Origin of the sequence: Pectobacterium zantedeschiae (assembly GCF_004137795.1) — a bacterium.
Taxonomy (GTDB): domain Bacteria; phylum Pseudomonadota; class Gammaproteobacteria; order Enterobacterales; family Enterobacteriaceae; genus Pectobacterium; species Pectobacterium zantedeschiae.
Map to the genome: position 1 here is coordinate 1 of NZ_NWTM01000005.1, position 12,516 is coordinate 12,516.

At 51.5% G+C, this 12,516-nt stretch carries 11 protein-coding genes; 3 read left to right on the top strand and 8 right to left on the bottom strand.

Features of this window, described 5'->3' with window-relative positions:
• Position 1 precedes the first annotated feature (1 nt).
• Genes hemG through pepQ form a run of 4 tightly spaced genes read right to left on the bottom strand, consistent with a single transcriptional unit; the run spans position 2 to position 4,000 of the window.
• A complete protein-coding gene (gene hemG, locus CLR69_RS19850) occupies positions 2-541 on the bottom strand; it encodes a menaquinone-dependent protoporphyrinogen IX dehydrogenase (RefSeq protein WP_129708954.1) in 540 nt (179 codons plus the stop codon).
• Positions 542-562: 21 nt separating this feature from the next.
• A complete protein-coding gene (trkH, locus tag CLR69_RS19855) occupies positions 563-2,014 on the bottom strand; it encodes a Trk system potassium transporter TrkH (protein ID WP_129708957.1) in 1,452 nt (483 codons plus the stop codon).
• A 43-nt stretch (positions 2,015-2,057) separates the two neighbouring features.
• Positions 2,058-2,669 (bottom strand): IMPACT family protein, encoded by a 612-nt coding sequence (locus CLR69_RS19860; protein ID WP_129713153.1) that lies wholly within the window; start codon positions 2,667-2,669, stop codon positions 2,058-2,060.
• Complete coding sequence (gene pepQ, locus CLR69_RS19865; protein WP_129713152.1) at positions 2,669-4,000, bottom strand: Xaa-Pro dipeptidase; 1,332 nt, start codon at positions 3,998-4,000, stop codon at positions 2,669-2,671. The genes CLR69_RS19860 and pepQ overlap by 1 nt, the downstream gene beginning before the upstream one ends.
• Before the next feature lie 185 nt (positions 4,001-4,185).
• Here pepQ and fadB point away from each other — a divergent pair, with 185 nt between their 5' ends.
• Together fadB and fadA are read left to right on the top strand one after the other, a co-directional pair.
• Complete coding sequence (gene fadB, locus CLR69_RS19870; RefSeq protein ID WP_129713151.1) at positions 4,186-6,375, top strand: fatty acid oxidation complex subunit alpha FadB; 2,190 nt, start codon at positions 4,186-4,188, stop codon at positions 6,373-6,375.
• 11 nt (positions 6,376-6,386) lie between these two features.
• Positions 6,387-7,550 carry an acetyl-CoA C-acyltransferase FadA gene (gene fadA / locus CLR69_RS19875; protein ID WP_129713150.1) on the top strand — a complete coding sequence of 388 codons (1,164 nt, stop codon included), beginning with the start codon at positions 6,387-6,389 and terminating at the stop codon, positions 7,548-7,550.
• A 103-nt stretch (positions 7,551-7,653) separates the two neighbouring features.
• On the opposite strand, the gene fre is transcribed toward fadA, so the two are convergent.
• Positions 7,654-8,355, bottom strand: coding sequence for an NAD(P)H-flavin reductase (fre, locus tag CLR69_RS19880; RefSeq protein WP_048258282.1), 702 nt, complete (start codon positions 8,353-8,355; stop codon positions 7,654-7,656).
• Positions 8,356-8,407: 52 nt separating this feature from the next.
• Positions 8,408-9,904, bottom strand: coding sequence for a 4-hydroxy-3-polyprenylbenzoate decarboxylase (ubiD, locus tag CLR69_RS19885; protein ID WP_129713149.1), 1,497 nt, complete (start codon positions 9,902-9,904; stop codon positions 8,408-8,410).
• Between the two features lie 200 nt (positions 9,905-10,104).
• Between ubiD and rfaH the strand changes: the two genes are divergently transcribed.
• Positions 10,105-10,593, top strand: coding sequence for a transcription/translation regulatory transformer protein RfaH (rfaH, locus tag CLR69_RS19890; protein ID WP_129708978.1), 489 nt, complete (start codon positions 10,105-10,107; stop codon positions 10,591-10,593).
• A gap of 53 nt (positions 10,594-10,646) precedes the next feature.
• Here rfaH and hemB read toward each other — a convergent pair whose 3' ends face one another.
• Positions 10,647-11,669, bottom strand: coding sequence for a porphobilinogen synthase (gene hemB, locus CLR69_RS19895; protein WP_129708981.1), 1,023 nt, complete (start codon positions 11,667-11,669; stop codon positions 10,647-10,649).
• 17 nt (positions 11,670-11,686) lie between these two features.
• A complete protein-coding gene (tatD, locus tag CLR69_RS19900) occupies positions 11,687-12,469 on the bottom strand; it encodes a 3'-5' ssDNA/RNA exonuclease TatD (RefSeq protein WP_129713148.1) in 783 nt (260 codons plus the stop codon).
• Positions 12,470-12,516 lie beyond the last annotated feature (47 nt).

Here is a 12,516-nt window from a genome sequence, read left to right on the forward strand (position 1 = left end):
GTTATGCCGGATTTTTCACCGCTAATTGAGCAAAATCCTGTGCGAAACGGGCAACCTGCTGCCAGTCCGTATATTCAACTTCTTTAGTGCTATCCGTTTCACCGCCCGTCATACGCATAATTAGTTGAATCATTACCCGATCGAACCAACGATAGCGCGGATAACGCAGAGCTCCCGCAAACACACAACACAGATCTGGCTGCCAAGGGGAACTCAGCAGGAATTTACGCGTGTAGGCATTGGTTTGTATCGTGCGCTTTTCTGGTTTACGTGCAGTAAGGTTTACTGAGAAGAATGCGCTAGGTCGTTGTTGCAGAGAAGCCAGATGCTTATGGATAAATTGATTTACCGCTGGATGAAAACGTCCGTACCGAATCGACGCCCCAATCAGAACCTGATCGTATTGACCCAGATCGATATCATTTGCATTGAGTACGTTGACAACATCACACTCCAGGATCCCTTTCAGCGTATTCGCAATATAGGAGGCAATCGCTCTTGTTTGCCCATCCCGACTCGAAAACACGATCAAAGCTTTCATTATTCTTTATCCTTATGGGTACTATTCCCGCCAGAAGGTTGGCGTAAATAGCACTAAAAGCGTGAAGACTTCTAAACGACCAAACAGCATTGTCAGTATCAGAATCCATTTCGCCGTATCATTCATCGACGTAAAATTCTCAGCGACGACGCCCAATCCCGGCCCCAGATTATTTAATGTGGCAGCGACCGCAGCAAACGCGGAGAAATCATCAACACCTGTCGCAATGACGGCCAGCATGCTGACAATAAAAACCAGCGCATACGCGGAAAAAAATCCCCATACCGCTTCAAGAATGCGCTCCGGCAACGCTCGGTGACCCAATTTAATGGTGTAAACCGCATTCGGATGTACTAAACGCTTAAGCTCACGCGATCCTTGTAGAAACAGTAGCAGGATACGAATCACTTTCAGACCACCGCCGGTTGACCCCGCGCACCCGCCAATAAACGCAGAACACAGAAGCAAAACCGGCAAAAACAGTGGCCACGATGCAATGCTATCCGTCGTAAACCCTGCCGTTGTCGCCATGGAGACAACCTGGAAAAATGCCTGGTTGATCGTCTGCATTCCGCTGCTATAGACGTGGTGGAACCACAGGACAATCGTACATACGGCCACCAGCGACAGTTGAACAAAAATGAACATACGGAATTCCGGGTCACGCCAGTATACCTTTAGGCTGCGGCCGCTCAGCAGAGCAAAGTGCAAGCCAAAGTTACAGCCGGAAATCAGCAGGAATATCGCGATAATGGTGTTAATCGTTGGACTATTGAAGTAACCGATACTGGCATCGTGGGTAGAGAATCCTCCGACCGACACAGTAGAGAAGCTGTGCCCAATCGCGTCAAATACCGGCATGCCAGCCAGCCATAACGAGACGGCACAGGCAATGGTGAGTAAGAGATAAATCAGCCACAGCGTTTTCGCCGTATCGGCAATACGCGGACGCATTTTGTTTTCCTTCAATGGCCCAGGCATCTCCGCACGATACAGCTGCATCCCACCGACCCCAAGAATCGGCAGGATGGCAACGGCGAGTACGATGATCCCCATCCCACCAAACCATTGCAGCATTTGTCGGTAAAACAAGATGGCTTTAGGCAATGAATCTAGCCCGACCAGCGTGGTCGCCCCCGTTGTCGTTAACCCAGAGAACGATTCGAAAAAAGCATCCGTTAAACCCAAATTAGGGTGTTCAGCAAACAGGAAAGGTAGAGCTCCGACGCTTCCCAGTACCGTCCAGAAGAGGACAACGATTAGGAACCCTTCTCGAGATTTCAGTTCATGCTTCTGTTTACGGTTTGGTAGCCACAGCATGATGCCAATGGCCAACGCGACAATAAATGTCTGCGTAAACGCTCGGCCTGCGCCATCGCGGTAAATTAACGCCACCAGTCCAGGAATAACCATCGTCCCGGAAAAAAGGATAACCAACTGGCCGACAATACGAGTTATGGCGCGCAAGTGCATCGCAGGGAATTCCTTAATGATTCATAAAAAAGCGCTGGAATTATTATGGAATCGGCAATAAATGCAACGCACCGCGACTTAAATCACGCAATTTCGTTGCCGCTTCCTCGGTTCTCCTGACAGGGATAGAGAACCGCAATACGACTTCCACGCCATACTCGCTATGCAGCACTTTTCCGCCAAGCTGAAAGATCAGCGATTCCACCTGGGGCAACAGCGCATAGCCACATTGTAAGCCATACTCTTTTTGCAAGACTTTCTCTTGCCGCGATATCAGCTTCAGCGCTTGCTGGACACCACCGCCATAAGCTTTCACTAACCCGCCAGTGCCTAGCGGAATTCCGCCATAGTAACGCACCACTACAGCAGTAATCTCACCGATACCGCTTCCCATCAACTGTGACAGCATCGGTTTACCCGCCGTGCCGGATGGCTCGCCATCATCGGAAAAGCCAAGCTGCTGGGAATCGTCAGGCGCCCCCGCAACAAACGCCCAGCAGTGATGCCCCGCCGAGGTATGTTCTTCCCTGACGTGCTGGATAAACGCTTTTGCCGCTTCGATTCCCGGCGTTGCCGCCAGGATCGTAGTAAAGCGACTTTTCTTGATTTCCTCACTGAAGCTCACGGACGCAGTAGGAATGGGATACGCTTGCATCAGGCCAGATTCAGGTCGCGCGTCATGTTTTCCACACGCCCTTCATGAATGACAATATTATCCTCGATACGAATCCCACCAAACGGTTTCAGCGCATCGATTTTTTGCCAGTCAACGTGTTGACTAAATTCACCCTCGCGCCACGGAGCAAGCAGGGATTCAATGAAATAGATGCCCGGTTCGATCGTCATGACCATGCCAGGTTCAAGTACTCGAGTACAACGCAGATAAGGATGCTGCGTCGGAGCCGCCAGATGTGTACCGCGATCGTCTTGCATAAACCCGGCAACATCATGCACCTGCAAGCCCAGCGGGTGACCAAGACCGTGCGGCAGGAAAAGCGACGTAAGCCCCTGCTCCACCATGGCTTCTTCGCTGATGTTTCGCACCAACTGATGTGATTTCAGCAGCTTCGCAATCCGCTGATGCATCTGAATGTGGTAATCGGTATAGCGCACTCCCGCCTGAATGGTATCAATCAGCGCGAGCATTTCCTGGTTGAGATCTTTAATCAGTTGAGCAAAAACCCCATCGCTCTGTGCGAAATAGGTTCGCGTGAGGTCAGCGGCATATCCGTTATATTCAGCACCCGCATCAATCAGAAAGCTGCGGACATCGGAAGGCACCTGATGATCCAACTGGGTATAGTGCAATACCGCCGCATGTTCATTTATCGCGATAATATTACCGTAAGGCACATCGATATCCCGATGGCCGGTGGCTGTCAGATACGCCAGATTAATATCGAACTCGCTCATGCCAGAAAGAAACGCTTCATGCGCTGCACGATGGCCGATAACCGCCGTCTTCTGTGCTTCACGCATGCAGGCCAACTCGTAGTCTGTTTTGTAAGCGCGATGATAGTGCAGATAATCCAACACGCCCTGAGGGTTGATATTGTCCGCCCGAATTCCCAAATCCTGCGCACGTTGTGGTGCATAACCGATATAGGCAACACGCTCACGCTGCGATGGAAGCAGTTGCCCGATATCATCAGCATTCCGGAGCACAGTAATATCAATCTCTTCGGTCCAGAAGCTCTCGGGAACCGGAGCAACGTTATGCCAGTAATCAACTGGCGAGTAGAACCACAGCTTCGGCGGATTAACGCCGTCAATCCATAGCCAACAGTTCGGCACCTGTGTGACCGGCACCCACGCTTTAAACTGCGGATTAACTTTAAAAGGATAGTCGTGATCGTCCAGAAAAACGGTCAACAGCTCACCAGAGTGAATCAGTAATGCGTCAAGCTGATGGCGCGCTAAAACCGCCTGGGCACGCGTTTGCAGCGTCGCCAGATGGTGATGATATAAAGAAGCCAGCTTTTCCATGAGTATCCTTGTACGTCACGACATGATCCCTCCATTTTAACACAGGCATCACACAAGGGCAGCGTCCAGTGCTTTGTGATCGATTCGGCAAAAAATTAATCTCTCGTTTGCAAAAAATTAACATTATAACCACAATTCGATTATCTGGTCATACCAGATCACTCACACAAACAGCGGAGATAAACATGCTTTATCAAGGTGAATCCCTCTACCTTAACTGGCTTGAGGACGGCATTGCCGAGCTGGTATTTTCTGCCCCAGGCTCCGTAAACACACTAGATACCCGTACGGTTGCCAGCCTGGGTAAAGCGCTGGACGTTCTGGCGGAGCAGCCGAACCTGAAGGGCCTACTGTTACGTTCTGACAAACCTGCATTTATTGTCGGTGCCGATATCACGGAATTCCTCTCTCTTTTTGCTGCGCCAGCAGAAAAGCTGCATGAGTGGCTTATCTTCGCCAATCGTATTTTCAACCGCCTTGAGGATTTACCCGTTCCCACGCTTTCCGCAATTAATAGCTATGCGCTGGGAGGCGGATGTGAATGCGTACTAGCGACCGATTTTCGTTTAGCAACACCGGATGCCCGAATCGGGTTACCCGAGACTAAACTAGGGATCATGCCGGGCTTTGGCGGCACGGTCAGGCTACCGCGCCTGCTGGGTGCTGATAGTGCGCTGGAGATTATCGCCGCAGGTAAAGACGTCAGCGCAGCCGATGCTTTAAAAGTGGGGCTAGTGCAGGCTGTTGTCACCAATGAAAAGCTGATTTCCGCCGCCATCAAGATGCTAAAACAGGCCATAAGTGGCGAATTGGACTGGCAGGCTTATCGACGTCCGAAACTTGAGGCGCTGAAACTCAATAAAATTGAAGCCATGATGAGCTTTACCACCGCCAAAGCGATGGTGCTACAAACCGCCGGGAAACATTATCCAGCACCCATGTTAGCGGTAAAAACCATCGAATCCGCCGCAACCATGACGCGAGATGACGCATTGCAGCTCGAAACGCAGCACTTCGTTCAGTTGGCGCGTTCAAATGAAGCTCGCGCCCTCGTCGGTATTTTCCTAAACGATCAATATGTTAAAAGCAAAGCGAAGAAGCTGATTGGCAATACATCCGTGCCAAAGCAGGCCGCTGTACTGGGGGCGGGCATTATGGGTGGCGGGATTGCCTATCAGTCTGCGTTCAAAGGCGTGCCGATTATGATGAAAGACATCAACGAGAAACCGCTCGCACTGGGGATGAATGAGGCAGCCAAACTCCTGAATAAACAAATGGAGCGAGGCAAGCTAGACGGAATGAAAATGGCGACGATTCTGGCCAGCATTCACCCAACGTTGGATTACGCTGGGTTCGAGCGTACCGATATCGTGGTTGAGGCCGTCGTAGAGAACCCGAAAATCAAAGCCAGCGTATTAGCAGAAACTGAATCGCATGTTAGCGAGAATACTATTCTGGCTTCCAATACCTCAACGATTCCAATTGCCGCACTGGCGGCGTCGTTAAAACGACCGCAAAATTTCTGTGGCATGCACTTCTTCAACCCAGTACACCGCATGCCACTGGTCGAAATTATTCGCGGCCCCAAAACCAGTGACAGCACCATCGCCAGCGTGGTGGCTTACGCCAGCAAGATGGGCAAGACACCGATTGTCGTGAACGACTGCCCGGGATTCTTCGTGAATCGCGTCCTGTTCCCCTACTTTGCAGCATTCAGCTTACTGCTCAGAGACGGTGCCGATTTCCGCGAGATCGATAGCGTCATGGAGAAGAAATTCGGGTGGCCGATGGGTCCAGCCTATCTGCTCGATGTTGTCGGCATTGATACCGCACACCATGCTCAGGCAGTAATGGCAGAAGGCTTTCCACAGAGGATGGCAAAAGACTATCGCGATGCGATTGACGTGTTATTTGAACATCAACGCTTTGGGCAGAAAAATGGTCAGGGCTTCTATCGCTATCAAACCGATAGCAAGGGGAAACAGCGTAAAGAACAAGATGACGCCGTAGATATGCTCCTAAAAGACATCAGTCAGCCGAAAAAAACGTTCAGCGCAGAAGAGATTATCGCTCGAATGATGATCCCACTGATTAATGAAGTCGCGCGCTGTCTGGAAGAAGGTATCGTCGCCAGCCCTGCCGAAGCGGACATGGCATTGGTATACGGATTGGGTTTCCCTCCCTTCCACGGCGGAGCCTGCCGCTATCTGGATACATTGGGCAGCGAGCGTTATATCGAGATGGCACAGCAGTTGATGCACCTCGGCGCAATCTATCAGGTGCCTGACGGCTTACAACAAAAAGCCAGAAACCATGAAGGTTATTACCCATCAGTCGCTCCACACGCGGACGTTTCCCAAGGTCAACTGGCATGAGGACAGGAAATATGGAAAAGGTAGTGATTGTTGATGCCGTACGCACGCCGATGGGGCGATCCAAAGGCGGAGCTTTCCGTCAGGTGAGAGCCGAAGACCTGTCCGCGCACCTGATGCGTAGCCTATTGAGCCGTAACGCAGCGCTAGACGCCCATGAGATCGACGATATCTATTGGGGATGTGTACAGCAAACACTGGAGCAAGGTTTCAATGTGGCCCGCAATGCGGCATTACTGGCAGAAATCCCGGTGAGCGTACCCGCTACGACAGTTAACCGACTTTGTGGTTCTTCTATGCAGGCGCTCCACGATGCCGCCCGTGCGATTATGGTTGGTGACGCGAATGTCTGTTTAATCGGCGGCGTTGAGCATATGGGACATGTGCCGATGAATCATGGCGTAGATTTTCATCCGGGACTGAGCCGCACCGTAGCTAAAGCCGCGGGAATGATGGGGCTGACGGCCGAAATGCTGGCGCGTATGCATAATATTAGCCGTGAGATGCAGGATCAATTCGCCGCCCGCTCACACCAACGTGCCTATCACGCCACCCAATCTGGCGCATTTCGTCATGAAATTGTCCCCACGGCTGGCCATGATACAGACGGCGCGCTGCAACGCTTCGATTATGATGAAGTGATTCGCCCAGAGACCACCGTCGATAGCCTTGCTGCTCTCAAACCAGCATTCGATCCGATTAACGGCACGGTGACAGCCGGATCATCCTCCGCGTTGTCCGATGGCGCTTCGGCCATGTTAATCATGAGCGAATCCCGCGCGGTATCATTAGGTTTACCGGTGAGAGCCCGCATTCGAGCGATGGCCGTGGTGGGCTGCGATCCATCGATTATGGGCTATGGCCCTGTCCCAGCAACAAAACTGGCGCTGAAGCGAGCAGGCTTAAGTCTGGCCGACATTGGTATCTTTGAACTGAATGAGGCATTCGCCGCCCAAACGCTGCCCTGCATTAAAGATCTGGGTCTACTGGAACAGCTCGATGAAAAGGTCAACCTCAACGGCGGAGCCATCGCGCTGGGTCACCCGCTCGGCTGCTCGGGGGCACGCATCTCCACCACCTTGATCAATCTGATGGAAAGCCGCGACGTTCAATTTGGCATAGCGACAATGTGCATCGGCCTGGGACAGGGTATTGCGACCGTATTTGAGCGAACCTGAACATAACCAGGCTCTGCAAGCAGTATGAGTAGAAACACAAAATCCCACGACCGTGGGATTTTTACTGTTTATTTCTTATAATTTCTTACTGACGACGACTGTATCAAATAAACGAAAACGCGTCGCTGAACATATGGGCTGTCAACGCACCGCGCTCGTTACAAAAACGTTCACGTGCAATTTTCGCCATTTCAAAGCGTCCGGCAATGTAAATATCCTGCTCTGCCAGTGAGCCATAATCTTGCAATACTGCGCTCAGAACGGTACCTGTTCTGCCATCCCATCCTTCTTCTGGCTGTTCGACGACGGGCACCACTCGCAGATTCGCGTGCTTGGCAGCAAAACCTTCAAGCTCGGTTAAATCATACAGATGCTGGGATTCACGCCCGCCCCAGTAAATGGAGATGTCACGATCGGGTTGCTGAGCCAGCGCGGTCAACAGAATAGAACGCACGTACGAAAATCCGGTTCCACCCGCAATCAATACCAGTGGACGCGTACTCTCTTCCCGTAACCAAGCTTCGCCATGCGGGATATCGACCGTCAGGGCTTTTTCTTTGTGAATACGTTCCATCACCGCCATCGCGTAAAGATTCAGTTCGGACGCCCCAATATGCAACTCGATAAAGTTTTTATCCATCGGGGTCGATGCCAGTGAGAAAGGACGTTTATCCCGATCGCCCATCACCACCATCAAATACTGGCCAGCCCGAAAGGAAAAAGGCGCTTCAGGTAATAAACGAACGCGATAGACCGTATCGGTTATGGCTTCGACCGAAGTCACTTTACAGCTCAATGTTGTCATGCATTCCCTCTATAGGGTCATAAAAGCAAAACTGAGAACAGAGCGGCAGCCGTTAACGCCGGGGCTCTCTGTCACTAAAAATGGCCAATTCGTCCCATATCTCATCAATGCGGGCACAAACCTGCGGATCTTTCTTGATGGGGTGTCCCCACTCACGCTGCGTTTCACCAGGCCATTTATTGGTGGCGTCCAGACCCATTTTGGAGCCCAGGCCAGAAACCGGCGAGGCGAAATCAAGATAGTCTATCGGTGTATTTTCTACTAATACCGTATCGCGTGCCGGATCCATGCGCGTAGTGATCGCCCATATCACGTCTTTCCAGTCGCGCGCGTTAACGTCATCATCGCAGACAATAACAAATTTCGTATACATGAACTGGCGTAAAAAAGACCAGACGCCCATCATGACGCGTTTAGCATGACCCGCGTACTGTTTCTTCATGGTAACGACCGCCAGACGGTAAGAGCAACCCTCTGGTGGCAAATAAAAATCGACAATCTCAGGAAACTGCTTTTGCAGGATCGGTACGAAAACTTCGTTCAACGCCACGCCCAGCACCGCGGGCTCATCCGGCGGCCGCCCCGTGTAAGTCGAGTGATAAATGGCATTCTGACGTTGAGTAATATGCGTGACGGTAAATACCGGGAAGTGATCGACTTCATTGTAATAGCCAGTATGGTCGCCATAAGGTCCTTCAGCCGCCATTTCTCCTGGTTCAATGTAGCCTTCAAGAACAATTTCCGCACTGGCGGGGACTTCCAAATCGTTCGACAAACACTTCACCACTTCAGTCTTATGCCCACGCAGTAAACCCGCAAAAGCATATTCCGACAGCGTGTCAGGCACGGGCGTCACCGCACCGAGAATCGTCGCAGGGTCAGCACCGAGCGCAACAGCCACTGGAAAACGCTGCCCCGGATTTTCCTGACACCACTCCTGAAAATCCAGTGCGCCGCCGCGATGAGATAGCCAGCGCATGATCAGTTTGTTTTTGCCTAGCACCTGCTGACGATAGATCCCCAGATTCTGCCGCTCTTTGTGTGGCCCCCGCGTCACGGTAAGCCCCCAGGTAATGAGCGGCGCGGCATCTTCTGGCCAGCACTGCATCACTGGAATCCGACGCAGATCAACATCATCACCTTGCCAAACCTGTTCCTGACACGGTGCCGAAGACAGCCGTTTCGTCGGCATATTCAGTACCTGACGGAACTTCGGCATTTTATCTACCAGATCGCGGAACCCTTTAGGTGGCTCTGGCTCTTTCAAAAATGCCAGCAGTTTGCCCACGTCTCGCAATGCACTGACTTCTTCCTGCCCCATTCCCAATGCAACACGTTTCGGCGTGCCAAATAAATTGCACAGCACCGGCATGTCATAGCCTTTGGGGTTTTCAAACAGGAGGGCTGGACCTTCCGCACGCAGCGTTCGGTCGGCAATTTCCGTCATTTCAAGGTAGGGATCGATGGGCTGAGTAATGCGTTTCAACTCCCCTCTCTCTTCCAGCAGCGAAAGGAATTCGCGTAAGTCACGGTATTTCATGCTATTCATCGGGGGCAGTCTATCGTTGTGGCTATTATAAAGTCTCTTCGCCAACCTGTCGCTTCCCGCAGCGCCTATTTATGGCAAGAATCTAATCACCATCAAGAATCCAACAGCCAGAACGTGGTAACAAAAATATCTGCCGAAAATTTTTTATCTGTGCTCGCTTTTGTTATGCTTGATCGTCGGAATCATAAGTCTGCGAAATTATGGAAGCTTGGTACTTACTGTATTGTAAACGCGGTCAACTGCTGCGAGCGAAAGAGCACCTGGAACGTCAGGAGGTTACCTGCGTGAGCCCGATGATCACGCTGGATAAAATCGTTCGTGGTAAACGAACTGAAGTGTGTGAACCACTATTCCCAAACTACCTGTTTGTGGAGTTCGATCCCGAGCGCATCCACACGACCACCATCAGTGCAACGCGCGGAGTGAGTAACTTTGTGCGATTTGGTGCACTGCCAGCGACTATTCCGCAACAGGTTATCGATGAGTTGTCACTTCGTCCCATGCAGGTAATCCTTGATCCACTGACGCCACAGCCTGGCGATAGCGTGGTCATTACTGACGGTATTTTCTCTGGCCTTCAGGCTATCTACACCGAACCTGACGGCGAAGCCCGCTCGATGTTATTGCTAAATATGTTGAACAAACAGGTCAGGCAGAGTATCGATAATCGCGAGTTTCGCAAAACCTAGCCTGCTTCTTTGCGCTACCCGGCGCGTTTACACCGCGCCGGATGAGAACAGACTTAGCGTTGCATATGCTGATCGTGCAGCCACTGTGCAACACGCTTGGCAAAGTAGGTCAGCACACCATCTGCACCCGCACGTTTAAAGCACAGCAGAGACTCCATTACCACCGGTTGTTCCTGCAACCAGCCATTCTGAATCGCCGCCATATGCATCGCATACTCGCCAGATACCTGATAAGCAAACGTCGGAACGCCGAACGTATCCTTGACGCGACGAACCACGTCCAGATACGGCATTCCCGGTTTGACCATCACCATATCCGCACCTTCCTGTAAATCCTGTGCGATCTCCTGCAAGGCTTCATCGCTGTTGGCCGGATCCATCTGATAGGTTTTCTTGTTACCACCTTTCAGATTACCCGCTGAGCCTACGGCATCACGGAAAGGCCCGTAATAGCACGATGCATACTTAGCGGAATAGGCCATGATCTGGGTATTGATCAGATTTTGCGCTTCAAACATGTCGCGAATAGCGCCAATGCGGCCATCCATCATGTCGCTAGGCGCAATAATTTCTGCTCCAGCTTCAGCATGAGACAGCGCCTGACGCACCAAAATCTCCTTGGTGACGTCATTAATCACATAACCATCTTCATCAATAATCCCGTCCTGCCCGTGCGTAGTATAGGGGTCGAGCGCGACATCCGTCAGCAGACCCAGCTCAGGAACGGCGTCTTTCAACGCACGGATCGTGCGAGGAACCAGGCCATCTGGGTTATAGGATTCTTCTGCATAGAGTGATTTCTTATCCGCTTCAATAACGGGGAACAGCGACAGTACCGGAACGCCAAGCTTAGCGATCTCTTCGGCTTCTTTCAGAAGCACGTCAATAGTCATCCGGTATACCCCCGGCATTGAGGGAACTTCCTGACGATGATTTGTCCCTTCCATCACGAAAACGGGATAAATCAAATCATTCACTGTCAGTTGATTCTCAGCAACAAGGCGACGGCTGAAATCATGGCGGCGAATGCGACGCATACGTCGGCCGGGGAAAGTGCCGGGAAAAGCATTGCTCATGTCATTATTCTCCTGAATCAGGCCAGTCGGAAAACCCGACGGGCATTTTCATCTGTTGTCTGTCCCAGCCATGTGGCATCTTCTCCACGCCACTCCGCAATTTGGCGAATAATATGAGGCAGATAACAGGGTTCGTTACGGCGGGATGCCGGTTTAGGGCGTAAATCCCGAGGTAACAGATAAGGTGCGTCGGTTTCAACCAACAGCCGATCGGCAGGAATGTGCGGCAATAAGGCGCGTAGCTCAAGTCCACGACGCTCATCACAAACCCAGCCAGTGATGCCGATCATCAGTCCCGCAGCCAGACACTCATCTAACTCATGGCGATTACCGGTAAAACAGTGAATCACGGCGGCAGGTAACTGATTCAGCCATGGCGTCAACAGGGAAACAAAGCGGGGATGTGCGTCGCGGCAATGAAGAAAAACCGGTATGGACAGCTCAGCAGCTATCGCTAGCTGTTCGCTGAATGCCCGTTCCTGCTCCTCTGGAGTAGAAAAGTTACGATTGAAGTCCAACCCACACTCGCCAATGGCAACCACGCAGGCAGCGTTTGCCATTTGGTGAATCTGCTCGGCGATAGCGCTATTCCATTGGCTGGCCTCATGCGGATGAACACCTGCCGTTGACCAACAGTAATCGGGATAGGCTTGCGCCAGTGTCATCGCCTGATAGCTTTCCTGGGCGTTGGTTCCCGTGATCAAGATGCCACTGACACCCGTTTGCTTTGCTCGGATGACGACCTGCTCCCTGTCTTTTTCAAACTGGGAACTGGTTAGATTGACACCGATATCAAACATGACTCTCACTCTGGCAAATAAAAAAATAAGACCTCTCAAAGAGAGGC

Coding starts and splice junctions, on each gene's coding strand:
- CLR69_RS19860 (WP_129713153.1), bottom strand. CDS start 2,669: ATGCAAGCGTATCCCATTCCTACTGCGTCCGTGAGCTTCAGTGAGGAA.
- fadB (WP_129713151.1), top strand. CDS start 4,186: ATGCTTTATCAAGGTGAATCCCTCTACCTTAACTGGCTTGAGGACGGC.
- pepQ (WP_129713152.1), bottom strand. CDS start 4,000: ATGGAAAAGCTGGCTTCTTTATATCATCACCATCTGGCGACGCTGCAA.
- rfaH (WP_129708978.1), top strand. CDS start 10,105: ATGGAAGCTTGGTACTTACTGTATTGTAAACGCGGTCAACTGCTGCGA.
- ubiD (WP_129713149.1), bottom strand. CDS start 9,904: ATGAATAGCATGAAATACCGTGACTTACGCGAATTCCTTTCGCTGCTG.
- fadA (WP_129713150.1), top strand. CDS start 6,387: ATGGAAAAGGTAGTGATTGTTGATGCCGTACGCACGCCGATGGGGCGA.
- fre (WP_048258282.1), bottom strand. CDS start 8,355: ATGACAACATTGAGCTGTAAAGTGACTTCGGTCGAAGCCATAACCGAT.
- tatD (WP_129713148.1), bottom strand. CDS start 12,469: ATGTTTGATATCGGTGTCAATCTAACCAGTTCCCAGTTTGAAAAAGAC.
- hemG (WP_129708954.1), bottom strand. CDS start 541: ATGAAAGCTTTGATCGTGTTTTCGAGTCGGGATGGGCAAACAAGAGCG.
- trkH (WP_129708957.1), bottom strand. CDS start 2,014: ATGCACTTGCGCGCCATAACTCGTATTGTCGGCCAGTTGGTTATCCTT.
- hemB (WP_129708981.1), bottom strand. CDS start 11,669: ATGAGCAATGCTTTTCCCGGCACTTTCCCCGGCCGACGTATGCGTCGC.